A 23,736-nucleotide genomic window follows, 5' to 3' on the forward strand; every position below is an offset into this window, starting at 1 on the left:
ATTATTATAAAACATATATAATGATGAAATGGTCGCGTACAAATAATATATTTTTATGGATTTCATCAGATGGGGGGATGGTGATGGATAAGCCATTGGTTGGTAAAGGAATATGGAACAAAGTTTACAAAGAGAAAATGCTGAATGCTCAAGATGATTCGCGTGAAATAAGAGAAAAAAAGAAAAGTAAAGAAATAGAGTCAAAAAAAGAAGACAAAGCAATTGAATTAGAGGAAGAAAGTGAAAAAACTAGATCAGCAAAAGAAGAAAAAGCAATTGAATTAGAGAAAGAAAGTGAAAAAACTAGATCAGCAAAAGAAGAAAAAGTAATTGTATTAGAGAAAGAAAGTGAAGAAACTGAATCAAAAAAAGAAGAAAAAGCAATTGAATTAGAGGAAGAAAGTGAAAAAACTGAATCAGCAAAAGAAGAAAAAGCAATTGGATTTGAGGAAGAAAATGAAGAAATTGAATCAAAAAAAGAAGAAAAAGTAATTGGATTAGAGAAAAAAAGTGAAAAAACTGAATCAGCAAAAGAAAATGAAGAAAGAGAATTAGAGCAAGAAGAAATAGCAATTGAATCAAACAAAGAAAGTGAAGAGACTGAACCAGCAAAAGAAAATAAAGTGATTGGATTAGAGAAAGTAGAAGTAGCAAATGAATCAGAGAAAAAAAGTGAAGAAACTGAATCGAAGAGAGAAAGTATAGGTTTAGGATCAAAAATAGAGACTTCAGTGCATTCAATGGTAGTGAAAACGCCATTTTCTATTATTTCAGAAGTGTCTAGCTTTAAAGTATTTCCAAAAATAAATGTGAAAAATCAAGATGCATTTGTATTTCGAAATGAAAAAGATGCGGAGGGGCGTGAATTAGATTCTAAGTTATTAACTACAGTGCAACAATATCATTCGGAGGCTTATTGTAAATTAGTTTCTTTAAATCTTCATGAAAAGAGAGTGCTTGTTGAATTATATAATCAAAAAGTTAAAGGGAATAATGAAGAGAATAAGGTAGAGACATCTTCATGGATTCCTATTCACAGCATAATATTAGAGAGTGGAAATGAAGGAGAAGTAAATAATTATATAACAGCCAGACTACCAGTAGAAATAGGAAAATATAAAGGTGAAATTAGTTTACGAGAAAAAGTGGTATTTACAGAAAAAGTCATAGGAATAAAAGAGGTGGAACAGGAGATTATTTTGACAAAAACCGAATTTTTAGTACCAAAAGTAAAAAAGAATGGACAAAATAAATTTACAGTTGAAAAAGGGAGCTTATTGGTAGAAGGATATATATATCAATGTATTGAATACATATCAGAACAAAGTACATTTCATGACAATGTGTATCAGTTAGTACAAAATATTGTATTGGAATTAATCATTCAAGTGATACAAGAACAGGAAGTACAAGTGCGAATTACATAAAAATGATTATATTCCCTTAATTAGCTCATTATTTTTATTCGTAGCGTATCAATGCGTAATCTTTTGTAAATCATTCAGTGCTATAGAATATCCTCCAAACGGTTTATCCTCAATGAATTCATTTTAATATTTATGAAGGATGATATTATTGCTAGCTAGGATAGTTACTTAATTGTATGAATTTCTTCAGGTTTATGTTTTAAAAAGGTGCTAACAAGTTTGTCAACGAACTTGCTAACACTTATTAAAAATAGGCATAAAATGTGGCGTATATGTTGTTTGAATAAAGAAGCTAATTCACAGATAATTGCTTGTATAATTTGATGTGTAATACAAAGTGCATTGACTCCTTTTTTACAAAACTCACAACTTAAATAGTAAAACGTGTTTATCGTAATTTTCCAAACACCAATTATATTTTTTTAGAATAATTGGGTGGACAACTTCTTTCGTAGTATCGACTTCAGTATAGCCATATTTTTTATAAAAGTTTTCTAGTTCCTCGAAAGGAAGACAATACACATTTTGTATTTGTAATTTTTTCGCAGTTTGTACTAAAAATGATACGAGTTCCCCAGCTAATTGTAGACCCCTGAATTTAGGGAGAATAAAAATCCCACCCATTTCAATAGTATTTTCATCTATTTGGACTAAACGTCCAACACCTGCATACTCGTTGTTGTATGTAATGATCGCAACTGTGTCTCGTGTTAAATCACTTGGTACAAATCCTATCGATTCATAATGATTATTAACCCATTCTATATCATTAGATGTAGCTAGTTGAATACTCATATGTATCCTCCCTCAGAAAAAATGTAATATTCTCATTATACACAGTGTAATAACTTGTAAAAAGAGGCTAAAATGAAATCATTTTTATTTGCAGTTCAAGTTTTGAATAATAGTGCATACAATATAAAGTCTTTTCCTTTCTTCATTTTAGTTTTACGTATATAATTTAAAAGTAATATTTTTTATTTTATTTATTATATATTTATAACAGAATAGAGGTTTAAAAATGGGTGTTAAAATCATTACGGATAGTGCGGCGGATTTACCGTTAGAATTGCTGCAAGCATATGATATTGATTTAATTCCACTCCGTGTATATGATGAAGCAGAAACAGAGTATTTAGATGGGGTTACATTAAAATCAGTTACTTTATTGCAAAAAATGAGAGAAGGCGCAGTTTATAAAACGTCATTGCCTTCACTTGAAACATTCCAAGAAAAATTTGTTTCCTATGCAAAAGAAGGTAACCCTTGTATATATTTAGCTTTTTCATCTGAATTGTCTGGTACATATCAATCGTCAGTTCTCATTAAAAAAGAAGTGAAAGAAACATACACTGATTTAGATTTAGAAATTATCGATACAAAATGTGCCTCACTCGGTCAGGGTATTGTCGTATTAGAGGCTGCAAAAATGGCAAAAGAGGGCGCATCGAAAGAAGAAATATTAAACCGTGTCGCTTTTCTAATGGAGCATATGGAGCATATCTTCACTGTAGCTGACTTACAGTACCTTGTTAGAGGTGGACGTTTAAGTAAAGTAGCTGGTTTTATCGGTGGTTTATTAAACATTAAGCCGATCTTAAATGTGGATGAAGGAAAACTTGTACCACTTGAAAAGGTAAGAGGGAAAAAGAAAGTATTAAGCCGTATTGTTGATATTATGGAAGAGCGCGGAAAAGACCTTAAAGGTCAAACAATCGGTATGACTCACGGTGATGATTTAGAAACCGCCGAAGCATTAAAAGCATTAATTATTGAAAGATTCGGTTGTGAAGTATGTATCGTAAATACAATTGGAGCTGCAATCGGAGCGCATACAGGACCAGGTGCGTTAACATTGTTCTTCTTAAATGAAGTAGAGTAAAGGATTGATCTTTTGATCAATCCTTTTTTCTTTAAATTAAATATAGAATTTATTATTTATGAGTGCTTTGTTTTTTTGGTAAGAAGGTATAAAGGAAACAAGTGAAGGCAAGTATAAAACTAAATGTTTCAGTATCATCAACTACTAAACCATTGTTCCACTGATAAAGGAAGGATGCTAACAATAAAAGAGTAGCAGTGCCTCCAACATATCTTGCTATTTTGCGTGTTGAATCATTTCTAAATTTTACAATCATATTTATCATCCTTTCATATTTACTAAATAATTCGACAAACTAAATTCTAGGATGTAATATGGATAAATTATCTATTGAGCTCATTTAATTTATTTTCAATTACAATAGATGTCTTCCGTGTACTAGGTAAATGTAATTAACCATTCGATCTATTTTAAGAATGGTAGTTTACATGTAGTTAAATCCTTTTCATTAAGTTTATCGTAATTCAAGTATATGGCGCTGTGTTTGTTAATAACAAGTAGTAAAATTGTATGAAAAAAATGGACGGAAAACCCAAATTTTAACCATAAAATTTAACAAGCCATCTAGAAATAATCATAGTATGAATGTAAAATTAAAATGTGTGATACATTTTTTTACATTTGTGAAATTGTATATTTTATATAGTATGAAAGATTAAGAAATACATAATGACTTATTTAGTGAAAAGCATGAAATGGTTAATTAGGGAGAGAAAAAGATGGAAATTGGGGAACGTATTCGGCAAGTTCGTATGCATAAAGGATTGACACAGGGGGAGCTCGTATCAGAAATATGCTCAATAACCTATTTAAGTAGAATTGAGAGTGGGAAAATCAAACCATCATCTTCTTTTTTAAAACAAGTTTCTAAGAAGCTGGGTGTTGATTGCGATTTTCTCATAGATGGCAATTACGAGGAGATAAAGCTTACTATTCTTGAAATATGTGATAAATATAAAAAAGATAAAAGTATAACTGAAGCTGAATTATCTTTGTTAGAATTATACGTTCGTGAAGTGGACGCAATTCCTTTATTATTAAAGACGTATGGCGTCATCATATACTATCATGTCCGAAATAAAAGCTTATTATATGTGAAGTTATTTGTAGATCAAGCTTCGCAAATGATTCCAAGTCAAGTGGAAATGCAAAATACTGAAGATTATATATATTATTTAAGAGCTCGAGGTCTTTATTTTTCTAATAAAGGGGAGTTTTTTACAGCATATGAAGTTTACAAAAAGATAGAAAATATGCTGGAACCAGAAGAGACAGAGTTGCACGCAGATACGTATTACAATCTAAGTATAGTAAGTCAGAATCTTAATAAAGATCAAAGTATTAGTCGCATATATGCAAAAAAAGCATATAAATTGTATAAAAAGTTTAATATAGAACAATATAAAATTTATGCGTTAATACTTCTTGCGATGCAATATAACAAAGATAAACAGTATGAACAAGCATATGAAACTTTAAAACAAGTAGAAAATGAATCAAAGGTGGAAAATGAGCCATTAAATTTATGTTTTTTGAAATATAATTACGGGAAAATTTATCAAGCATTAAAAGATTATAAAAATGCAATAAAGTGTTACGAGGAAAACTTGATCCTTTGTGAGTATTTACCAAACAAAGAAGGTAAGGTATATACAATTCGGAATTTAATAGAAATTTATATAGAATTAAAAGATTGGCAAACAGTAACTAAACTTATAGATGAGGCATTTGAAATTTTATCGATTTGTGATGTACCGTATGCCCATGTTCAACTATATGGATTTAAAGCGGAAAAATCTAGAATATGGGCAGATTATAATAGATATGAGAAGAATATGAAAACAGCAATTGAGATGGGTATAGAAAAACAGCAATATAGCTTAGTTGCCGCATTAGCTTATAAATTTGGGGATTATTATTATGAGAATCGCTCATATAAATTATCTGCTAAGTATTTTAAACTATCAGCTGAAAATAAAATGGATTAAAAGGGGGTTTAGTTGGATACTTCAGGAAATCATAAGCTTAAAAAGGATATTCAAAAGAGTATGTTATTTTATGCTCTTAAGAATATCCTTTTTTATTTTTATTCTACAACTACTGGTCGATATGGTATTGGTGAAGATAAGATCATTGAAGTTTTTACTGTACCAAACGGAATAACGATATCAATTAATTCCTCTAATTCCTTCATAGAGTGAACTGCTACTTTTAAGTAATAGCTACTTTCACCTGTGACTCGATGACATTCGAGTATTCTATATTCTTCGTAGATTTTCTCCTCGAATTTTTTACAAGGAATCTTTAGATTTTCAATTCTTAAAAATGCTTGAATTGATTTTCCAACTGCATTTAATGATACCCGTGCGTTATATTTCTCAATTATTCCTGCATCTTGTAACCTTTTTAGTCTTTCTGTAACGCTAGGGCGGCTAAGGTGTAGATGCTCAGTCATTTCTGTAATTGTCATCCTCGCATCTTCTTGTAATAATAGGGTTATTTTCTTATCAATCTCATCCATTACTAATGCTCCTTTGCAAAGTTGAAAGTAAATTTCTGAAATACAGGCATAATGTAAAATCTAATGCTAAATTACATACACAATTGAATGTTGAATAGACTGATAACTTTCTATAATTAAAATATAAATGGAGGTGCATGTAATGTCTAATCATTTCGACGAAACAATTTCTATTAAAAAGGGAACAGCTTTATACGTAGGGGCAGTTTTAGGATCAGGAATTCTTATTTTACCTGGTATGACTGCGAGTATAGCGGAAGGGAATGCGATTATTTCTTGGCTTATTATGATTTTACTTAGTATCCCACTTGCATTAACATTCGCTTTTTTATCTATTGAGCATCCAAGTGCAGGTGGAATTGCCACGTTTGCAGAAAAAGCTTTCGGTAAAAATATAGGTGCTATTATAGGATGGTGTTTTTTTATTGCAGGTAGCATTGGACAAATCGTAGTCTCTATGACTGGTGGAATGTATATAGTGAGAGTGTTTGCTTTATCATCAGATTTTTCTTATGTTATAGCGTTTATTATTTTAAGTATTTCAATAGGTTTCAATTTATACGGGTTAAAAATAAGTGGATCCTTTCAAATATGTATTGGTGTATTAACTTTCTTTATTTTAATCGCAACAATTATTAGTTCACTACCTTATATTGAAATGAAAAATACAAACATATATATTTCTATGCAAGAAATAAATCCGATTTTAGAGGCATCATTATTAATTTTCTGGTCTTTTTTCGGTTGGGAAGCTATTGCAAGTTTAGCTCCAGAATTTAAAACACCTAGAAAAAGAAATATTATTTTGTCTACAGGATTTGCAATTATTATTATTGGAGTTTTATATATGGGGATTGCATTATCAGTAATTGGAACAAAATCATATCATATTAATGCTGATAATACTACAGCTCTAGTACTTGTAATAAAACAAACTTTAGGTAATCAATTTGCATGGTTAATTGGATTTGTAGCTTTTATTATTTGCTTAGGGACGACAAATGCATTTATCGCAAGCATGGGCCGTTTAGGCTATTCGCTAGGGCAGGAAGAAGTTGCACCTCGTTTTTTAGCAAGTATTAATGTAAAAAGAGCAGCGCCAACAAATGCAATAAAAGTTGTAGGTTTTATTGCAATAATGGGTTTGTTAATATGTTTCGTTTTTCATATTAGTATAGATAGAATCGTATTAATACCGAACTCGTTAGGGATTGTTACATATATAGTCGGTACTGCGGCCGGAATTAAGTTAATAAATAATAGATTAGGTAAAGTTTTTTCTATAATAGCTTTTACATGTTGTATAGCGGTTTATCCCTTTATTGGAGGAGTCATACTTATTCCAATAGTTGTAGCTTTAGCGTCTTTATGCTATTTATATTGCATAAAAGGTAGACTTGTAAATGGGAGGGAGCAGAATAAGGAATGTTAAAATACATTCGTTTAAGTTTTAATATTTAGAGATATCTAAATATTGGATATTCATATATAATTATAGAGGGATTAAATTTTTGTAACTATTTGTAAAAATAGGAGGCTATTAAAATGAATATACGTATTCAAGCTCCAACTAAATGGGATTTAGACAGACTTTATTCTAATAAACAAGATCTTATATTTTCTATAGAACGGTTAATTATAGAATATAAAGCAACAAAAGATTCAGTAATCCTTTCACAACTTATACAGGCTATCGAAAAAGCAGAGTATTACTTATATTGCCGTGCTGATGAAGATGAGAAGCATCCTGAAGATACTTTACTAAGTGTAAAAGTAAATCAATTAAAGAAAGAAGTCCAACTATTAATAGAATCTAGTAAGGGACGAAGTGTTCATGCAAATCATTCAAGTATTAAACTAATAGAAAATGAATTAAAAGCTTGGGAAGATATGTATGCACAATTAAGAAATAAGATAGTAGTAATACACGATAAAGAGACTTTATCATTTGGACAAGCAAATTACGTTGCGATGAATAGTGATGATCATAATGAAAGATTAATAGTATTTGATTCTCTTACAAATGCTTTGAATAAGGAAAAAGATATCTTTGCTACTGTATTGAATCAAATAGGAAGATTACGTCATGCTAAAAGTGATGAAATGGAAGGGACAGAGATTTTAAAACAATCACTACAGGCAAATGGCATCTCTGAAACTGCATTATCCCAAATGTGGAATGCAACGGAACAAAATCTTACGAAGCTGGTAATTGCGTTAAACGGTTATAAAAAAGGAAAGAATTCAATTACATGGCACGAGCTAATGACATGGAAAGAAAGTAATGAGACTGTTATTCCTTTTTCAGTAGCAGTAAAAAATATAGATGAAGAATTGGCACAGTTCGCACAGAATGCAATAGCGAATGGCTGGATCGATGCTGAACCGAGAGATAATAAACCGCCGGGTGGATTTTGTGTTCCTTTTTTCAGTGAAAAAGAATCTCGCATTTCAATTCGTTATGATGGAACAATTGATAGTGTAAGAGTACTTGCTCATGAACTAGGACACGCTTGGCATTTTTATGTTATGAGTCTTGAACAATCTACAACATTTTTAGATGATTATTTGCCAATGAGTACAGCTGAATCAGCGTCTATTTTCTTTGAAACGGTAATCATGAATTATTTAATTCAAACAACAGATTGTGTTGAGATGAAAAAGTCATTGCTTAGCTGGAAAATAAGAAATAGTTTTAATTATGTTATGGCAATTCGTGCATCGTTTCAGTTTGAGAAGCAGTTTTATGAAGAATGCAAGGAAGGTCCTTTAAGTGCTGATGAAATTGAAAAATTATCTATATTGGTACAAAAAGAAGCATACGGAAATGAATTAAGCGAATATCAGCCGTTTGTTTGGATGAAATACATTCAATTTTATATAGCAGACGTTCCTTTTTACAATTATCCATACACATTTGGGTATTTAGCGAGTTTTAGTTTAATTGAAATAGCAAAGGAAAATAAGAATGCATTTCATTTGAGGTATAAAGAGTTTTTACGAGAAACAGGAAAGGCTCCAGTTGAAGAATTGATGAAAAAACATTTTGAAATTGATCTAACAGAGTATGAATTTTGGAATAAAGCTTTTCTTCAAATGAATAAAGATATTGATGAATATTTGGAGCTTGTATAATGAGAGTTTTTTTGAAAGGCTATTTTTTCGAAAGCGATAAAGGGACAAGGTGAATTATCCATCGCAAATCAAGAAAATAAGGCATTAGCAATGAACAAATCAGCGTTATCGTCGCCTATGACAAAACTCACCAGTACGTTCATTTAAGTCAGCATGATAGGCTTCTTTTACTTACTAAACTGACGAGCAATAATACGCTAGTCCAAAGCATTACATGGTATTAATTGGTCGGAACTAGATCATAGGAAAGGCAGGGATAGGTATGATATTATGGTTTCGAAATTTGCCACAGTTAAGTCTGGATTTGTCGGAATGGAAACCTTTCATTCAAAATACTTGGTTTCGAAAGCATTATATGAAGTTTGTTTACCTATTAACGGTTACTTTTTTTCTAGCACCAAATTGGTTTGGGGTAAGTTTTAATCATATGACAAAATTCCCCCTTATTTTAATCGGTTTTTTTGTTTTTTTAATACACGAAGCCCTTCATATTCTTGTAATAAACAATAAAGGTGATATTAGCTTAACGTTCAGAGGTCTATATTTTTGGCTCAATACAAATGCAATTCTTTCTAAGAAGAGATTTTGGGTCTTTATGAGCTTACCTTTTATCGTATTATCGGTAATCCCAGCTAGTATTTCGTTCTTTGTATCTGGTGATATCAAATCACTCATTTTACTTATTAGTTGGATAAATTTGATAATCTCCGCCTCGGATATTGTTAATTCATTTTTAATCCTAATTAAACCAAATAAATCTGTATTTTGCAGAGGTTACTGCCGAGTAAAATCATAATCCAGTAGATTAACAAGTTCGACCTCACCAATTAATGGTGGGATTGTTCAGGCCATTCAAATGTTGTGGTATATGGAGAGTACTTGGTGGATTCATACCAATACGGATCAATATAGTATACCACCGATGCGTTTTGCAGAAGAAATGATTTGGTTAGCTGAGAATTATGGGGAACTGCATAATATGCTAGCATACTTATGAATAAAAAAGGGGACTACATACATGGACAGAATCGGCATTATCGGAGCAATGCAAATAGAAATAGACTTACTATTAGAAAAACTACTTATTAAAGAGGAACATACTATTGCGGGAATACCTTTTTATAAAGGAAACTTCATGGATACAGAAATTATTATTACGCGATGTGGTGTAGGAAAGGTAAATGCTGCCACATGTACACAAATTTTAATTAATAAATTTGAGGTGGATTCTATCATTAATACAGGTGTTGCGGGTGGATTACATCCGGATGTGAAAATTGGTGATCTAGTTATTTCTACAAATGTTACGCATCATGATGTTAATAAAAATCAAATGAAGAATCTATTTCCGTTTCAAGAAGCATTTCATGCAAGCGAGGAATTAAGAGATTTAGCCAGAAAAGCTGTTAATAGTAGTAGTTTAAATATTACTGTTCATGAAGGAAGAATCGTCAGCGGAGAATGCTTCGTCGAGGATTCAAAATTAAAGGCGCAATTAGTCAATGAATATGCACCGCATTGTACAGAGATGGAAGGAGCAGCAATTGGACATGTTGCTTATATAAATGACATACCGTTTCTCGTTTTGAGATGCATTTCTGACAGTGCAGATGATTCAGCGCACGTTTCATATGATGATTTCGCGAAAACCGCAGCGAATTATTGTTCAGAAATTATTGTTGAGATGCTTAAACATATTTCGAGTAAAACTGTATTGTAATTAATACGTAAAGAATGGGAGAGTATAAAATGTTGCAAGCACTAATTTTTGATATGGATGGAACTTTATTTCAAACAGATAAAATCTTAGAATTATCACTAGATGATACATTTGATCATTTACGCTCACTACAATTATGGGATGCGGAAGCACCTATTGATAAATACCGTGAAATTATGGGTGTACCTTTACCTAAAGTTTGGGAAACTTTATTACCTAATCATTCTAATGAAGTAAGGGAACAAACAGATGCATATTTTTTAGAAAGACTAATTGAAAATATAAAGAGCGGAAATGGTGCTTTATATCCGAATGTAAAGGAAGTTTTTAGTTTTATAAAAGAAAATGATTGTTCAATTTATATAGCTAGTAACGGTTTAACGGAATACTTACAGGCAATCGTATCTTATTATGATTTAGACCAATGGATTACGGAAACATTCAGTATTGATCAAATACACTCGCTAAATAAAGATGACTTAGTTAAAGGCATTTTGAAGAAGTATGATATAAAAGAGGCAGCGGTAGTTGGGGATCGTTTATCAGATATTAACGCTGCAAAAGATAATGGTCTAATTGCAATTGGATGTAATTTTGATTTTGCACAAGAAGATGAGCTTGCTCATGCTGATTTAGTAATTGATGATTTAATGGAACTGAAGGGGATATTACTAGAATTGAAGAATACGTACATAACAAAATGAATAAGTTCACATTCAAATGAATGCTCAGGATGATATATTCTCGGGCATTTTTATTTTTCAAAAAGATACATTTGGATAGAGAAAGTGGGAGATTAAGCTGGAAGATATACAAATAAAACGAATTGAAGATTTACTAAAATATGAGATCGATCATCTTATCGAAGAAAGTACAAAAGAAGGATTTAACTTCTTAATAAAACTAATAAATGAATTTGAAAGTAAAAGAAATACATTTAGTAAAACGGGCGAATGTTTATATGGCATTTTTCGAGGTGATACGTTAATTGGAATCGGGGGATTAAATCAAGATCCGTATACGAAAGATAATAAGATTGGCCGATTAAGAAGGTTTTACATTGCAAAAGATTACCGGCGGAAAGGATTAGGAAGGTTACTGTTAGGGAGAATCTTAAGCGATGCAAAAATCTATTTTACTATTGTTGTCTTACATACAGATACAGAACAGGGGGATCAATTTTATACTTCGAGTGGATTTGTGAAAGGGAAAATATATGTAGGAACAAGCCATTATCTAAACTTAGATAAAAGGATGTAGTGAATTATTATTTGACCTTCAAGGGAACGCTTGTTCTGTGTTATGTAGATTTATGGTATAATTTATTTGAATCTACTATTAGAATGGGGATTAGATGATGGGAGAAAATAAAATTATTAATGATTTTAAAGATTATTCAATGTGGATAACCAAATTGAAAGGTATGAAAGAAGAATTGTGGACAGCGCCAATATCAGAGGGGAAATGGACTATTGGTGAGGTTGTATCTCATATTATGAATTGGGATGACTATCTTTTACGTGAGACATTATCATCAGTGAGAGATGGACAGGGAATGGAGTTCCCTGACTTTGATACATATAATAAAATAGCATCTAATTATGCGAAATCGGGCATATCTATGATGAAACTTCTTGAAGAAGCAAAAGCTAAAAGAGAGCTACTCGTAAAAGAACTTAGATTACTGCCTGCTGGAACTCTAAAGAAACCTTTAACTGCCAATGCAGTATCGCATTGTCCTCATACTGGAACGCCGTATTCTCTTATATATATTATTAAAGAATTTGTAGATCATGATAACCATCATAAAAGACAGGTTATTAATTTTTTAAATGAAAATCAAGTTATTAACTGATAAAGAAAGATCCCACGAATGATACTTGCGGGATCTTTCTTTAATTAATTATAATTTAACATTCATTTGTTTCAATAAAGTTTTCGGATCACCTTTTACATAATAAAAATGCGGATTATTCTCATCATCGTAAAGCATAATGTAAGGTTTTTCATTAAGTGGGAGAAGGATGAGTACTTCATCGATTGTTGTATGTAACCATTGATTTGTAATAGGAACAGGTTTTGATAACGGAATTTTTATCATATGACCATCTTTCGGAACGACATTTAAGTTTTTAAATGGACCAGTAATTGATTTTGCGTATTGAATTGCTTCTTTTTGAATGGCTGGATCTAAAGATTGTTTTTGGACTACCATTTCTTTTTTGCAATCAAATACTTCAATTTGTTTATTTGTATTTGCGAACGCATTTGTTGATAATAAAAAGAAGAAAAGAGTAATGACTCCTATTTTTTTGAACATGAAACAACACCTCACACTTACTATACCCTCAAACGTTGTAAATATTTTTATGTCACATTGATGTAACAAAGAAGTTGTATGATAAAATTGATATTTGTTTATAAGTAATGGAGGAAATGTAATGAAAGTATTAATCGCGGATGATGAACAAGATATGCTAAAAATTTTAAAAGCGTATTTTGAAAAAGAAGGCTTCGAAGTTTTATTAGCAAAAGATGGAGAGGAAGCACTTCAAATATTTTATGATGAGAAAATTGACTTAGCTATTTTAGACTGGATGATGCCGAAAAGTAGTGGTATTACTGTCTGTCAGGAAATAAAAAAGAATTCGAGTGTAAAAGTATTAATGCTTACTGCGAAAAGTGAAAGTGAAGATGAATTAGCAGCTCTTCAAAGCGGGGCAGATGAGTATGTGAAAAAACCGTTCCACCCAGGAGTGCTAATTACGCGAGCGAAAAAGCTAGTACAGCATGAAGATGTTATTCAAGTTCAAGATTTAAAAATAGATTTCACCAAAAATAAAGTATATAAAAACGAGAAAGAATTAGATATTACAAAGACAGAATTACAATTAATAAAGTGCTTTTTAAATCATAAAGGCACGATTTTAACGCGGAAAAAGTTGTTAGATATCGTTTGGGGATTTGATTATTTTGGGGAAGAGCGAACGGTTGATACGCATGTAAGAAGGTTGCGTAAAAAAATAGGAGAAAATATTATAAAGACACATCGCGGTTTAGGGTATAGTTTGGAGGAAGAGTGTGAATAAACTCGGTAAAAAGTTATTTTTCAGCATCTCTTTAACAGTCATCCTTATTTATACGGTCTCTTTATTATTAATTAACTATTTTTTACCCAAATATAATGTGCACAAAACACGCGAAAGCTTAGAAGGCATTACAGCGCAAATACAGTCAATACCGCGTAAAGAACTGGATGATGCTATAAATCGTATTGAAAATGAAGGTAATGTTACGATTGCGTATACATCAATAAATAATTCAGAAGATGCTATTAATGAAGAATTACGCATGCAACTTACAAAAAAGAGAGTTGCATTGAATAAACTTTGGATTACAAAAGAAGAAATTACGAAAGTGAAGAACCTCGGACAATCGAATAAAATATATGATCAAGAAAAGATAAAATCTAGTTTTTTTGCGAAATATATTGCGAAAGATGATATGTTGATTTTAGTAGGAGTTTCTATCGCACATTCTAATGAAGTAATTAAAACGCTTAACTCATTTTATTTATATATTTTGGGATTCTCACTATTTCTTATTATCGTGCTCGTCTGGATTTTTTCAAAAACAATCACTACACCACTGAATGAATTGAGTGATGTCGCAGAAGATATTTCACGTCTGAAATTTAAACGGACGAAAGTTAAAACGAATGATGAAATAGGTGATTTAGCAAATAGTATAAATATTATGAGTGATAAATTACATGAAGCACATCAAGATTTAACAGATCGAAATGACCACTTAAAACGATTTATGGGCGATGTAACTCATGAATTAAAAACACCAATCGCATTAGTAAAAGCATATTCTATGGGAATAAAAGACGGTTTAGATGATGGTACATATGTTGATACAATCATTAAACAAACAGATCAAATTTCAAATTTAATTGAAGAGTTATTGCGATTTTCTAAACTAGAAAGAGATATTTTACAAAAAGAAGAATTCCCTATTGAACCACTAGTCCAAAGTATAATAGATAAGCATAAGATTGAACTGGAGTTGAAAAAAATCAATTTGCAAGTGAACTATAATGCTGGTGACGCGATTGTTTATGCTGATTTAAATAAAATGAGAATGGTCTTTCAAAATTTAATCTCTAATGCGATAAAATATACAACGAATCAAAATATAAAAATCATATTAGAAGAGAAAAATGACGTTGTGTATTTTCAAATTCAAAATGGTATTGCCGCTGAGGGCAGTAAAGAGATAGATAAAATTTGGGAACCTTTTTACGTATTAGAATCTTCTCGTAGTAAAGAAAAATCAGGTACAGGATTAGGACTAGCGATAGTAAAAAGTATTTTAGAAAGGCATGGATTTGAATACGGGGTTTCGGTAGTAGATGGGGAAATACAATTCTATATGTATATAGAAAGGAACTAATTGTTATTAGTTCCTTTTTTGTATGAAAATATTTGATAGTTCTACAAATTTCTCAACTTTTTACAAAAATATAAACTGAATTTTCAGTATTTTTGATGTATAGTAAAAGAATGAATATATGGGGAGGGAAGGGCATGAAGAAAAAGAAAATAGCAATTACACTATCGACAATATTATCTTTAACAATTACTTCAGGAGTTTCTAGTATGACTGCACATGCAGAAAATAATGAAGGGAGCTCCGTAAAAGACAAAAATGTTATGTTAAATGGTCAAATTTCAGAGGATTTAATGTCAAATACGAAAATTGAATTAGAAAATGGGATGACGAAGCCAATCTATTCACTTGATGAAGCCATCGTAGAAAATCTATTTGTAGAGACAGAAGTTGATAGTGATCGAGATGGTAAAAAAGATCGTGTATCAGTAAAGGTTATGCGTCCAAAGACGAATCCAGATGTGAAAGTCCCCGTTATTTATGAAATGAGTCCATATCGATCTGGATTAAAAGATGTTCCTGTTTATAATGTTGATGAAGAATTGAATGCATATGGAGGAAAACCGTATGGAGCTGTTAATCTTGGTTCATACGGAAATTATTACGTTCCAAGAGGATATGCAGTCATTTTAGGTGAAAGTATCGGAACTGGGAAATCAGATGGATGTCCGACTACTGGAGATGAGCAAGAAATATTAGGGACGAAGTCTGTCATTGATTGGGTGAATGGTCGTGCAAAAGCATATACAGAGGATGGTAAGGAAGTAAATGCAAATTGGTCTACGGGAAATGTAGGAATGACAGGAGCTTCTTATAATGGTACTTTACCAAATGCTGTCGCAACGACAGGAGTGGAAGGGTTAAAAACAATTATTCCAATCGCAGCGATTAGTAGTTGGTATGACTATTATCGTGCAAATGGGGCGGTTATTGCGCCGGGTGGTTATCAAGGAGAAGATACAGATAATATGGCTGAAGCAGTACTAACAAGAAAGAACCCAGAAGTTTGCGGTCAGATCATTAAAGAACTAACAGCTGGACAAGATCGTAAAACAGGCGATTATAACGACTTTTGGGATAAACGTAACTATGTAAAAGATGTTAAAAATGTGAAGGCTAGTGTGTTTGTTGTTCACGGTTTAAATGATTGGAATGTAAAAACGAAGCAGTTCGCGCAGTGGTGGGAAGCTCTTGGCGAAAATAATGTTCCTCGTAAAATGTGGTTACATCAAGGTGGACACGGCGGAACAACAAGTAATAACTGGCAACAAACGCAAAATAAATGGTTTGATTATTGGTTATATGGAATTGAAAATGGAATAATGGATGAACCAATGGTAGATGTACAACGTGAAAATAAATCGTGGCAAAAAATAAAAAATTGGCCAGATCCTGCGGCTGTACCATCAAAAGTCCGTATGTATTTAAGTAATAAAGCAGTCAATCTACCATTAAGTATGGGATCAGTAAACAATGTTTTCTCATTAGTAGATGATGCTAAAATAAAGTCAAATCAACTAGTAGAAAACCCTGAGTTAGAAATAGCGAATCGATTAGTATATACAATGCCTGTACTGCAAAAAGATATGCGAATAAGTGGTACGCCTAAGATTTCAATAATAGGAAATATTGATCGATCTGTTTCAAATTTAACAGCTTTACTCGTTGATTACGGCGGAGCGAAGCCTGAAATTGTAACGAGAGGTTGGATGGATCCGCAAAACTTAAATAGTATAGAAAATTCAACAGCGATTCAACCTGGTAAAGATTATACATTTAAATGGGACATGCAGCCAGATGATTACGTATTTAAAGCAGGACATCAAATAGGAGTCGTCTTAATCGTAAGTGATTACGATTATACAATTAGACCGAAAGCAGGGACAAAGTTAACGGTGAAATTAAGTGAAGTAACATTACCGATTGTGAAATAAATGGTTTTTGATGAAGAGCTTACTATAGTAAGCTCTTTGTTTATAATCAGAATTTTCAACTTTGATATGTTCAATCGCGAGGGAATATTATACAATGTAAATACATTACATGGAAAGTGAGTGATAAATTATGACAGTCAGCTCTTTCGAATTCTCATTAAAATTTGAGGTACGGAAAGATTAAGTAAATTAGAATCTTCCGTACACATAAAACGGAGGAGAAAATAAATGTTTAGTTTTTATAGTACACTTTGTACGGAACTTTATGATTACACAAAACCTGTTGGTTATTCTTTAAATGGTGATATTGAGTATTACCAAAAACGTTTAAATAATTGTGAGGGCAGAATTCTCGAAGCAGCAGTAGGGTCAGGGCGTGTCATTATACCACTTCTTGAAGCTGGTTTTAAAGTTGATGGGATAGATTATTCACCTGAAATGCTAGATTCTTGCCGTATGCGGTGTAAAGAGAGAGGTTTGCATCCTAATTTATATGAAGGAAGTTTACAACAACTTTCACTGCCACATAAATATGAAGCGATAATAATTCCTACTGGCTCCTTTTGTTTAATTGAAAATCGTGATGATTCTATAAACGCTTTGAAATGTTTTTATGAACATCTTAATCCAGGTGGGCGTTTAATTGTAGATCTTGCGCTTCCATATGACTGGAAGACGGGTGGAATTCATACATCGACTTTTTCCTTACCAAGCGGAGACGGGATTACATTAGAAAATAAATCAATTGAAATAGATTGGCTTAACCAAGTGACTGTATCATATTTAAAATATGAAAAATGGAGTAAAGGACAGTTAGTACAAACAGAACTACAACGTTTTGCAATGCGATGGTATGGAATAGAAGAGTTTAAACTCCTTTTAGAAAGTATAGGTTTCTCTAACATTACTTGCTCTGCTGACTATGTTTATGAAAAGCATCCGTCAAATGCAGACCAAATTGTTACTTTTGAAGCTGTACGAAACGAATAATGTAGGAAATATTCATGAAAATAAGGCAATCGAGACAATATCGACTGCCTTATTTTCAATTTTAGGATATGTTTTATTTCATTGTTTATAGTGAAAAATCGGAGGAAAACAAATGTAATTCATATTATTATTTGGCCCACAAGCAGTAGGGAAAATGACGGTCGGGCATGAGTTAGAAAAAATAACTGATTTAAAGCTATTTCATAATCATATGACGATTGATTTTGTGAGCCCGTTTTTTGATTATAGTACAAAGGAAGCACAGCGGTTAGTAAGTTTGTTTCGTAATGAACTGTTTGAAGAAGTGTCTAAAAGTGATTTATACGGAATGATTTTTACATATGTATGGGCATTTGACCTTCAATCTGATTGGGATTATATAAATCATGTAGTAAGTATTTTTGAATCAAAAGGTGCAGCGGCATATTTTGTAGAGCTTGAAGCAGAACTAGGTGAAAGATTCGAGCGTAATAAAAGTCCCCATAGATTAGAACATAAACCGAAAAAAAGAGATATTGAATGGTCTGAAAAAAATTTAAAAGAAACGATGAAAAAACATAGATTAAACTCACTTCATGGTGAAATTGATAAAGAAGAGTATATAAGAATTAATAATACAAATTTGAGTGCTAAAGAAGTAGCGGAAATCATTAAGGTGAAGTTTCGATTGTAAAATTTAAAATGTTGTTACGTTTTCATTGTCCAAGCATTCTCTTGAAAACCACATATACTATTTATATTCAAGGTGGTCACAATTTTAATTGGGGCTATTTTTTAATATAAATGACACTTTTGGGAAGTAGGGGGAATAAATTTGGAAAACGAAGAACAAGGAAGAATTGAAAATCAAGTGTATTCTAATCGGGTAGTAAGGTCAGAATTTGATAAGCATTGGGAAACTTGTATTTCAAAAAGTGGTTATGTAATCTATATAGCGACAAGTGATCATGCTGAAGTAATAGTTTTACTTTCAGATGGTTCAAGTAAATTATTAATCTTCGAAAAAGGCGGTAAAGTAGTAGTAGGTGGCGGTGGAACGAGTCATTACAGCAAACCGCATATTGCAAGAAATATTTAATGTGAAAATGATAATCGAGAAGACGCTGGCAACCTTATAGTATTTAATTTTTATATAGAGATATTTATCATAAAGTGAGTTTTTGTTTTAGATTCTGGCGTTTTTTGTAACAAAAATAAGATGAAAAAGATCTTTAACGTATAAAGGTCTTTTTTGTTTTATTCACAAATAAAATTAATAGAGGTGAGCTATTAATGAAAAATATTGGAGCAACCTATCTTCTTTCGGGAGTTCTCCTATTCGGCCTTACATATATAACTTCCGCAATTTACGCGGGTACATTAGAAATTTGGGATAGAGGAAGCGGGAAATTCTTTACTGCATTTTATGAATTTCATGGTACAACTTTATCGATAATTTCAATTTGTTTTATAATAGTGGGGATATACTATATACATAAAAAAGGGTAGTGAACAACAGTCAGCCTTTCATGTACTATACATGAAAGGCTGACTATTTTTATGTATTTAATGAGTCTTTTAGAAGAATTGCAGTTTTCAGATTGATAGTTAAAAATGTAACGACTTAGTATAATTAAAATCATTTCGTCAAATGAATGTCACATAAAAGTTTTATAGTAGATGTAGAAAGTGAAACATATACAAAGCAGGAGATGAAATGATGAAAAAGGCGCTACAATATATATTCATATTATTTACGTTAGTTACTTTAAGTTATGTAATTTATATTAACTATGAAAAGCAGAAAGAGATTAAAAATAATAAACAAGTAATTAGTGAAGTTGCAAAGAGGTATGGTATTCCAGAGTGGATACCATTATCTATTGCTGATCATGAAACAAAATTTGATCGAAAAGCGATAGGGGATAAAGGGACATCTTTCGGTCTGTTTCAATTACATCGTGATGGTTTAGCACCAGCGCAATTATCGGAAGAGAGCTTAATGGATTCACAAATAAATGCAACAATAGCGATTTCTAATATGGTTAAATCGTATAAACGTGGTGTGAAAAAAGGATTGGTGGATTGGGAGTTACTTAAATATGTTGCCAATACATCAGGATGGCCAGGAAACTTAGGGGGAGAATGGACGGACAATAATACGAAATATAATATAGGGCTAGAACAATCATACCAATTATATAAGTAAGAGGGAGAAATATAAAAGGCATTTCCAATTTGGGGAAATGCCTTTTATATGTTATAGTATAATAGTGTTTGAATGGTATGTTATTTCGATATATCTTCAAATTTGTTATGTAGTATTTTTATATTAAATGACTACTAATATCATTTTTTTATATAAGGAGTAAGTAGTAGGAATATGAAAAATATAGATTTTATACTAGAAAGTGATGAAACATTAAAACCGTCAGAAAGATTAGTACTATTATTATTAGAGAAGCATAGAATGTTATATACGAACGATCTATTAGCTCTTTCAAATTTATCATATAAAACATTAACAGATTCACTAACAGCACTCGTTTTAAAGTCTTATGTTTTAAAGGATACTGGTAAGGGAAGAAGGCAGAATTGTTATAGATTAGTATGATAAGATTAGTAACTATAGATATTTTATATGTGATTTTTTCAAATGTAAGGTAAAATTCATTTTTTATTTTCGAATGAAAAAAATGTTATAGAGTGTACATATATATTTAAAATTCATTTTTTTATTGTATTTTTTAATGGTAGAAACAAGAAAAATAAACTGTATAAAAATGAAATATAAAAAACAATCCGTTTTAAAAACGGATTGTTTTTTATTGGAATAATATTATTTGATAAAATGAAAGCATGAATGATTATTCTACTTCACTTGTATACTTTTCGGGTAATAATTCCATTACGCTACATTTTACAAGTTCACCATTATAAGAAAGTATAACGTTCGTATTTTTTCCGTAATCACTTATTAATTCTCGACACATACCACATGGAGCGACAACCCAACATTTTTCTATATCTTCATGAGGATGTGGGTGAGCAACTGCTACAATGGTATCAAATTCATGATCACCTTCTGAAATAGATTTTCCGATTGCCATAGCTTCACCACATACTGTTATTCTTCCAACATTTGCTTCAACATGTACTGCTGCATACACATTACCTGTTTTGGTTCGTACAGCTGAACCGATATGATGACGACCATATTTATAGTTTTTTTCGATTACTTTTTCAGCGGCTCTAATTAAATCATAGTCTTCAGTGTTTAAAGGCATTACTTGTAACATAGTCTCTCTCCTTTATTAAGCATAATACGAATATTTTAACAGAAAATTCGAATATTAAAAATAAATAATTAAGTTCAATCGCTACTATCAAAAAAATAACCCAATAACATTATTATGTAAACTGTTAATTTGAAAAGGAAAATATAATAATGAATAGAACATATAGAAAGGGATACTCAAATAATTTGAAAACTGGGGGGATTATTATGAAACATTTACAATCAATATCACAAGCTGTCATAAGCGGCGACAAGGAAAAGGTAGAGGAATTAATAAAGATGGATCCAAGTGTTGTTAACGAATTTAGTGAAGATGGCTGGACACCACTTCATTTAGTAGCTTATTTTGGACAGAAAGAACTAGCAAGCTTCCTTTTGGAACAGGGTGCAGATATACATATTAGAGCAAAGAATGAAAATGAAAATACACCACTTCAAGCGGCAATTGCGAACAAACAAAGCGAGCTTGTAGCTTTGTTAATTGAAAAGGGATCAGATGTGAATGCAGTTCAAAGTGGTGGATGGACAGGACTTCATGAAGCTGCTTTATTAGGAAATGAAGAAATAATTATATTATTACTTGAAAACGGGGCTAATAAAACGATTAAGAAAAATGATGGGAAAACAGCGTACGATATTGCATTAGAGAAAGGCCATGAGCATCTTTTACATCATTTGCAGGGGGAAGTGAGTTTATGATTAATCGATGGAATGTAGGGATTTTTCTATTTAATGAAGTGGAAGTGTTAGATTTCACGGGGCCGTTTGAAGTTTTTTCCGTTACTACAATGAATGGTGAACAACCATTTACTGTACATACCGTTAGCCAAGATGGGGAAATGATTATAGCGCGGAACGGATTAAAAGTACAACCGGATTATAGCATTGAAAACTTACCTCCAGTTGATATTTTAATTATTCCTGGTGGATTAGGTGTTAGAGAAAATGAAGTGGAAAATGAAATTGTAATAAATTGGATTCGTAAGCAGATGAAAGAAGTGAAGCTAATGACTTCTGTTTGTACCGGTGCGCTTTTACTTGCGAGAGCTGGATTACTCGATGGCTTAAAAGCGACAACGCATTGGGCTAGTATTGAAAACTTTAGAAATGATTTTCCGAATGTTGAAGTATTAGAAAATGTAAAGTTTGTAGATGAGGGGCATATTATTACGTCTGGTGGAATTTCAGCCGGAATTAATATGTCATTTCATATTGTGAAAAATTTGTTAGGTGCTCGGGTTGCTGAAGAAACAGCGAAGAGAATGGAATATGATATTGATTTACAATATTAAAAGTAAAACAAGACCCGCAGTTGAAAAATCCAACTGCGGGTCTTGTTTTATATTGACTGAATATACGCTAATTCCTCATCTGTAAGGATCGGACGGGTAGTTGCATCTGCATTTTCTTTCGCTTGTGTTTCTGTTTTTGCGCCAGGAATTGCGACCGATACTGCTGGATGGGAGAGGACGTAGCGAAGTGCAATTTGTCCTAATGTCTGATTTTTATTTGAGAGTAACCTTAATTTTTCTACTTTTTGTAAATCTTCTTGAAACCACTTTTCTTTTGGCCATTCTTTGCGTAAATCTCCGTCAGGAAAAGTTGTTTTATTTGTAAATTTTCCAGTTAATATCCCCATTTTTAAAGGTCCGCGTATAACAGCTCCTAAATTGTTCTCGTGTAGGTAGGGCAGTATGTCGTTTTCTGGTTTTCGGTTTAATATGTTGTAATCAAGTTGCACAACATCAATTTCATTGTTTTTATTGAAATGTTTTATATATTGTAGGTCGTGAGTTGAAACACCAACAGCTCTTACTTTTCCGTCCCGTTTTAATATTTCAAATGCGCGTAAAAATGCTTCTGTTTCTTCTTGTTTATCCCACCAAATGTGACAGAAATAAACATCAATATAATCTGTTTCTAAGCGCAGTAAGCTAGTTTCAAATACTGCGATCACTTTTTCGGGAGTATTATAAACAGGCTCTCCACTTGGATCATAGTGATGCCCAATTAAACCGCCTTTCGTTGATAAAACGATATTATTACGGTGCTCTCTTATTGCTTGAGTTACTAACCTTTCACTATGTCCTAAACCGTATACATCAGCAGTATCAATAAAGTTTACGCCGCATTCAATTGCTTTCTTCATAGCGGTTATAGATTGTTTGTCGTTAACAGGACCCCATTCATCGCCGCCAATCGCCCACGCTCCAAAGCCGATTTCAGAAACAGTAATTCCAGTTTTACCTAATGTACGGTAGTGCATGATTTTTCCTCCTTGTAAGCATGTTATAACATCGGTATGCAAAACTAGAATTTATGTGTGTAAAAATGTTTTCTACAATTGGGGAAAAAGAATAACATAAACTACTATTTTATAGCAGCATAAATAAAA

The 23,736-nt window shown here is 31.9% G+C and carries 27 protein-coding genes and 1 pseudogene; 22 read left to right on the forward strand and 6 right to left on the reverse strand.

The window, feature by feature from the left end:
- The first annotated feature begins 83 nt into the window (after positions 1-83).
- Positions 84-1,427, forward strand: coding sequence for a BC_2427 family protein (locus tag SJY24_RS15925; protein ID WP_377865378.1), 1,344 nt, complete (start codon positions 84-86; stop codon positions 1,425-1,427).
- Positions 1,428-1,790: 363 nt separating this feature from the next.
- On the opposite strand, the gene SJY24_RS15930 is transcribed toward SJY24_RS15925, so the two are convergent.
- A complete protein-coding gene (locus tag SJY24_RS15930; RefSeq protein ID WP_377865379.1) occupies positions 1,791-2,222 on the reverse strand; it encodes a GNAT family N-acetyltransferase in 432 nt (143 codons plus the stop codon).
- A gap of 226 nt (positions 2,223-2,448) precedes the next feature.
- On the opposite strand from SJY24_RS15930, the gene SJY24_RS15935 reads away from it, so the two are divergent.
- Positions 2,449-3,309 (forward strand): DegV family protein, encoded by an 861-nt coding sequence (locus SJY24_RS15935; protein WP_377865380.1) that lies wholly within the window; start codon positions 2,449-2,451, stop codon positions 3,307-3,309.
- Positions 3,310-3,361: 52 nt separating this feature from the next.
- Here the strand turns inward: SJY24_RS15935 and SJY24_RS15940 are convergent, their stop codons facing one another.
- Positions 3,362-3,565 carry a hypothetical protein gene (locus SJY24_RS15940; RefSeq protein WP_377865381.1) on the reverse strand — a complete coding sequence of 68 codons (204 nt, stop codon included), beginning with the start codon at positions 3,563-3,565 and terminating at the stop codon, positions 3,362-3,364.
- Positions 3,566-4,028: 463 nt separating this feature from the next.
- Here SJY24_RS15940 and SJY24_RS15945 point away from each other — a divergent pair, with 463 nt between their 5' ends.
- Positions 4,029-5,297, forward strand: a complete 1,269-nt coding sequence (locus SJY24_RS15945) for a helix-turn-helix domain-containing protein (protein ID WP_377865382.1) — start codon at positions 4,029-4,031, stop codon at positions 5,295-5,297.
- A 98-nt stretch (positions 5,298-5,395) separates the two neighbouring features.
- On the opposite strand, the gene SJY24_RS15950 is transcribed toward SJY24_RS15945, so the two are convergent.
- Positions 5,396-5,830 (reverse strand): Lrp/AsnC family transcriptional regulator, encoded by a 435-nt coding sequence (locus SJY24_RS15950; protein WP_377865383.1) that lies wholly within the window; start codon positions 5,828-5,830, stop codon positions 5,396-5,398.
- Positions 5,831-5,972: 142 nt separating this feature from the next.
- On the opposite strand from SJY24_RS15950, the gene SJY24_RS15955 reads away from it, so the two are divergent.
- The 8 genes and pseudogenes from SJY24_RS15955 (at position 5,973) to SJY24_RS15990 (ending at position 12,540) form a co-directional block, all read left to right on the forward strand.
- The gene (locus SJY24_RS15955; protein ID WP_377865385.1) at positions 5,973-7,262 is read left to right on the forward strand and encodes an APC family permease; all 1,290 of its coding nucleotides are present in this window, start codon (positions 5,973-5,975) and stop codon (positions 7,260-7,262) included.
- 113 nt (positions 7,263-7,375) lie between these two features.
- Entirely contained in the window at positions 7,376-8,965 is a 1,590-nt protein-coding gene (locus tag SJY24_RS15960; RefSeq protein WP_377865386.1) for a M3 family metallopeptidase, read from the forward strand.
- Positions 8,966-9,221: 256 nt separating this feature from the next.
- Positions 9,222-9,761: a DUF3267 domain-containing protein gene (locus tag SJY24_RS15965; protein WP_377867262.1), complete on the forward strand. Its 540-nt coding sequence runs from the start codon at positions 9,222-9,224 to the stop codon at positions 9,759-9,761.
- Positions 9,762-9,797: 36 nt separating this feature from the next.
- Positions 9,798-9,962 (forward strand): annotated as a pseudogene (locus SJY24_RS15970) (homoserine kinase); the annotation flags it as partial.
- A gap of 21 nt (positions 9,963-9,983) precedes the next feature.
- A complete protein-coding gene (locus tag SJY24_RS15975) occupies positions 9,984-10,685 on the forward strand; it encodes a 5'-methylthioadenosine/adenosylhomocysteine nucleosidase (protein WP_377865387.1) in 702 nt (233 codons plus the stop codon).
- 29 nt (positions 10,686-10,714) lie between these two features.
- Positions 10,715-11,389: an HAD family hydrolase gene (locus SJY24_RS15980; RefSeq protein WP_377865388.1), complete on the forward strand. Its 675-nt coding sequence runs from the start codon at positions 10,715-10,717 to the stop codon at positions 11,387-11,389.
- Positions 11,390-11,486: 97 nt separating this feature from the next.
- A complete protein-coding gene (locus SJY24_RS15985; protein WP_377867263.1) occupies positions 11,487-11,945 on the forward strand; it encodes a GNAT family N-acetyltransferase in 459 nt (152 codons plus the stop codon).
- A gap of 97 nt (positions 11,946-12,042) precedes the next feature.
- Positions 12,043-12,540, forward strand: a complete 498-nt coding sequence (locus SJY24_RS15990) for a DinB family protein (RefSeq protein ID WP_377865389.1) — start codon at positions 12,043-12,045, stop codon at positions 12,538-12,540.
- Positions 12,541-12,588: 48 nt separating this feature from the next.
- Here the strand turns inward: SJY24_RS15990 and SJY24_RS15995 are convergent, their stop codons facing one another.
- Complete coding sequence (locus tag SJY24_RS15995) at positions 12,589-13,005, reverse strand: hypothetical protein (RefSeq protein WP_377865390.1); 417 nt, start codon at positions 13,003-13,005, stop codon at positions 12,589-12,591.
- Between the two features lie 121 nt (positions 13,006-13,126).
- Between SJY24_RS15995 and SJY24_RS16000 the strand changes: the two genes are divergently transcribed.
- From SJY24_RS16000 to SJY24_RS16040, 9 genes are all read left to right on the forward strand, one after another.
- The gene (locus tag SJY24_RS16000) at positions 13,127-13,774 is read left to right on the forward strand and encodes a response regulator transcription factor (RefSeq protein WP_000865958.1); all 648 of its coding nucleotides are present in this window, start codon (positions 13,127-13,129) and stop codon (positions 13,772-13,774) included.
- A complete protein-coding gene (locus SJY24_RS16005; protein WP_377865391.1) occupies positions 13,767-15,143 on the forward strand; it encodes a sensor histidine kinase in 1,377 nt (458 codons plus the stop codon). The genes SJY24_RS16000 and SJY24_RS16005 overlap by 8 nt, the downstream gene beginning before the upstream one ends.
- 134 nt (positions 15,144-15,277) lie before the next feature.
- Positions 15,278-17,074, forward strand: a complete 1,797-nt coding sequence (locus tag SJY24_RS16010) for a Xaa-Pro dipeptidyl-peptidase (RefSeq protein ID WP_377865392.1) — start codon at positions 15,278-15,280, stop codon at positions 17,072-17,074.
- Between the two features lie 228 nt (positions 17,075-17,302).
- Positions 17,303-18,064, forward strand: coding sequence for a class I SAM-dependent methyltransferase (locus tag SJY24_RS16015; protein WP_377865393.1), 762 nt, complete (start codon positions 17,303-17,305; stop codon positions 18,062-18,064).
- 154 nt (positions 18,065-18,218) lie between these two features.
- The gene (locus tag SJY24_RS16020; RefSeq protein ID WP_377865394.1) at positions 18,219-18,737 is read left to right on the forward strand and encodes a shikimate kinase; all 519 of its coding nucleotides are present in this window, start codon (positions 18,219-18,221) and stop codon (positions 18,735-18,737) included.
- 141 nt (positions 18,738-18,878) lie between these two features.
- Positions 18,879-19,142: a hypothetical protein gene (locus tag SJY24_RS16025; RefSeq protein WP_377865395.1), complete on the forward strand. Its 264-nt coding sequence runs from the start codon at positions 18,879-18,881 to the stop codon at positions 19,140-19,142.
- A 194-nt stretch (positions 19,143-19,336) separates the two neighbouring features.
- Positions 19,337-19,552, forward strand: a complete 216-nt coding sequence (locus SJY24_RS16030) for a hypothetical protein (protein WP_377865396.1) — start codon at positions 19,337-19,339, stop codon at positions 19,550-19,552.
- Positions 19,553-19,760: 208 nt separating this feature from the next.
- Positions 19,761-20,252: a transglycosylase SLT domain-containing protein gene (locus SJY24_RS16035; protein WP_098767364.1), complete on the forward strand. Its 492-nt coding sequence runs from the start codon at positions 19,761-19,763 to the stop codon at positions 20,250-20,252.
- Between the two features lie 174 nt (positions 20,253-20,426).
- Complete coding sequence (locus tag SJY24_RS16040; RefSeq protein ID WP_000789035.1) at positions 20,427-20,657, forward strand: hypothetical protein; 231 nt, start codon at positions 20,427-20,429, stop codon at positions 20,655-20,657.
- A gap of 253 nt (positions 20,658-20,910) precedes the next feature.
- Here the strand turns inward: SJY24_RS16040 and SJY24_RS16045 are convergent, their stop codons facing one another.
- On the reverse strand, positions 20,911-21,342 hold the full coding sequence (locus SJY24_RS16045; RefSeq protein ID WP_377865397.1) for a cytidine deaminase: 432 nt from the start codon (positions 21,340-21,342) through the stop codon (positions 20,911-20,913).
- A gap of 206 nt (positions 21,343-21,548) precedes the next feature.
- On the opposite strand from SJY24_RS16045, the gene SJY24_RS16050 reads away from it, so the two are divergent.
- Both SJY24_RS16050 and SJY24_RS16055 read left to right on the forward strand, forming a co-directional pair.
- Complete coding sequence (locus tag SJY24_RS16050; RefSeq protein ID WP_377865398.1) at positions 21,549-22,040, forward strand: ankyrin repeat domain-containing protein; 492 nt, start codon at positions 21,549-21,551, stop codon at positions 22,038-22,040.
- A complete protein-coding gene (locus tag SJY24_RS16055; protein ID WP_377865399.1) occupies positions 22,037-22,633 on the forward strand; it encodes a DJ-1/PfpI family protein in 597 nt (198 codons plus the stop codon). The genes SJY24_RS16050 and SJY24_RS16055 overlap by 4 nt, the downstream gene beginning before the upstream one ends.
- 47 nt (positions 22,634-22,680) lie before the next feature.
- Here SJY24_RS16055 and SJY24_RS16060 read toward each other — a convergent pair whose 3' ends face one another.
- Positions 22,681-23,607 (reverse strand): aldo/keto reductase, encoded by a 927-nt coding sequence (locus tag SJY24_RS16060; protein ID WP_377865400.1) that lies wholly within the window; start codon positions 23,605-23,607, stop codon positions 22,681-22,683.
- Positions 23,608-23,736: the final 129 nt, after the last annotated feature.

The sequence above is a fragment of the Bacillus sp. R86525 genome (assembly GCF_042466195.1).
Taxonomy (GTDB): domain Bacteria; phylum Bacillota; class Bacilli; order Bacillales; family Bacillaceae_G; genus Bacillus_A; species Bacillus_A nitratireducens.

What these genes read in the sequence shown, in the direction of transcription:
- SJY24_RS15955 (WP_377865385.1), top strand. Translation starts at nt 5,973, where the DNA reads ATGTCTAATCATTTCGACGAAACAATTTCTATTAAAAAGGGAACAGCT.
- SJY24_RS16030 (WP_377865396.1), top strand. Translation starts at nt 19,337, where the DNA reads ATGAAAAATATTGGAGCAACCTATCTTCTTTCGGGAGTTCTCCTATTC.
- SJY24_RS16060 (WP_377865400.1), bottom strand. Translation starts at nt 23,607, where the DNA reads ATGCACTACCGTACATTAGGTAAAACTGGAATTACTGTTTCTGAAATC.
- SJY24_RS15980 (WP_377865388.1), top strand. Translation starts at nt 10,715, where the DNA reads ATGTTGCAAGCACTAATTTTTGATATGGATGGAACTTTATTTCAAACA.
- SJY24_RS15950 (WP_377865383.1), bottom strand. Translation starts at nt 5,830, where the DNA reads ATGGATGAGATTGATAAGAAAATAACCCTATTATTACAAGAAGATGCG.
- SJY24_RS16000 (WP_000865958.1), top strand. Translation starts at nt 13,127, where the DNA reads ATGAAAGTATTAATCGCGGATGATGAACAAGATATGCTAAAAATTTTA.
- SJY24_RS15935 (WP_377865380.1), top strand. Translation starts at nt 2,449, where the DNA reads ATGGGTGTTAAAATCATTACGGATAGTGCGGCGGATTTACCGTTAGAA.
- SJY24_RS16045 (WP_377865397.1), bottom strand. Translation starts at nt 21,342, where the DNA reads ATGTTACAAGTAATGCCTTTAAACACTGAAGACTATGATTTAATTAGA.
- SJY24_RS15960 (WP_377865386.1), top strand. Translation starts at nt 7,376, where the DNA reads ATGAATATACGTATTCAAGCTCCAACTAAATGGGATTTAGACAGACTT.
- SJY24_RS16040 (WP_000789035.1), top strand. Translation starts at nt 20,427, where the DNA reads ATGAAAAATATAGATTTTATACTAGAAAGTGATGAAACATTAAAACCG.
- SJY24_RS15940 (WP_377865381.1), bottom strand. Translation starts at nt 3,565, where the DNA reads ATGATTGTAAAATTTAGAAATGATTCAACACGCAAAATAGCAAGATAT.
- SJY24_RS16050 (WP_377865398.1), top strand. Translation starts at nt 21,549, where the DNA reads ATGAAACATTTACAATCAATATCACAAGCTGTCATAAGCGGCGACAAG.
- SJY24_RS15975 (WP_377865387.1), top strand. Translation starts at nt 9,984, where the DNA reads ATGGACAGAATCGGCATTATCGGAGCAATGCAAATAGAAATAGACTTA.
- SJY24_RS15925 (WP_377865378.1), top strand. Translation starts at nt 84, where the DNA reads ATGGATAAGCCATTGGTTGGTAAAGGAATATGGAACAAAGTTTACAAA.
- SJY24_RS15945 (WP_377865382.1), top strand. Translation starts at nt 4,029, where the DNA reads ATGGAAATTGGGGAACGTATTCGGCAAGTTCGTATGCATAAAGGATTG.
- SJY24_RS15995 (WP_377865390.1), bottom strand. Translation starts at nt 13,005, where the DNA reads ATGTTCAAAAAAATAGGAGTCATTACTCTTTTCTTCTTTTTATTATCA.
- SJY24_RS15990 (WP_377865389.1), top strand. Translation starts at nt 12,043, where the DNA reads ATGGGAGAAAATAAAATTATTAATGATTTTAAAGATTATTCAATGTGG.
- SJY24_RS16020 (WP_377865394.1), top strand. Translation starts at nt 18,219, where the DNA reads ATGACGGTCGGGCATGAGTTAGAAAAAATAACTGATTTAAAGCTATTT.
- SJY24_RS16055 (WP_377865399.1), top strand. Translation starts at nt 22,037, where the DNA reads ATGATTAATCGATGGAATGTAGGGATTTTTCTATTTAATGAAGTGGAA.
- SJY24_RS15930 (WP_377865379.1), bottom strand. Translation starts at nt 2,222, where the DNA reads ATGAGTATTCAACTAGCTACATCTAATGATATAGAATGGGTTAATAAT.
- SJY24_RS16010 (WP_377865392.1), top strand. Translation starts at nt 15,278, where the DNA reads ATGAAGAAAAAGAAAATAGCAATTACACTATCGACAATATTATCTTTA.
- SJY24_RS16015 (WP_377865393.1), top strand. Translation starts at nt 17,303, where the DNA reads ATGTTTAGTTTTTATAGTACACTTTGTACGGAACTTTATGATTACACA.
- SJY24_RS16035 (WP_098767364.1), top strand. Translation starts at nt 19,761, where the DNA reads ATGATGAAAAAGGCGCTACAATATATATTCATATTATTTACGTTAGTT.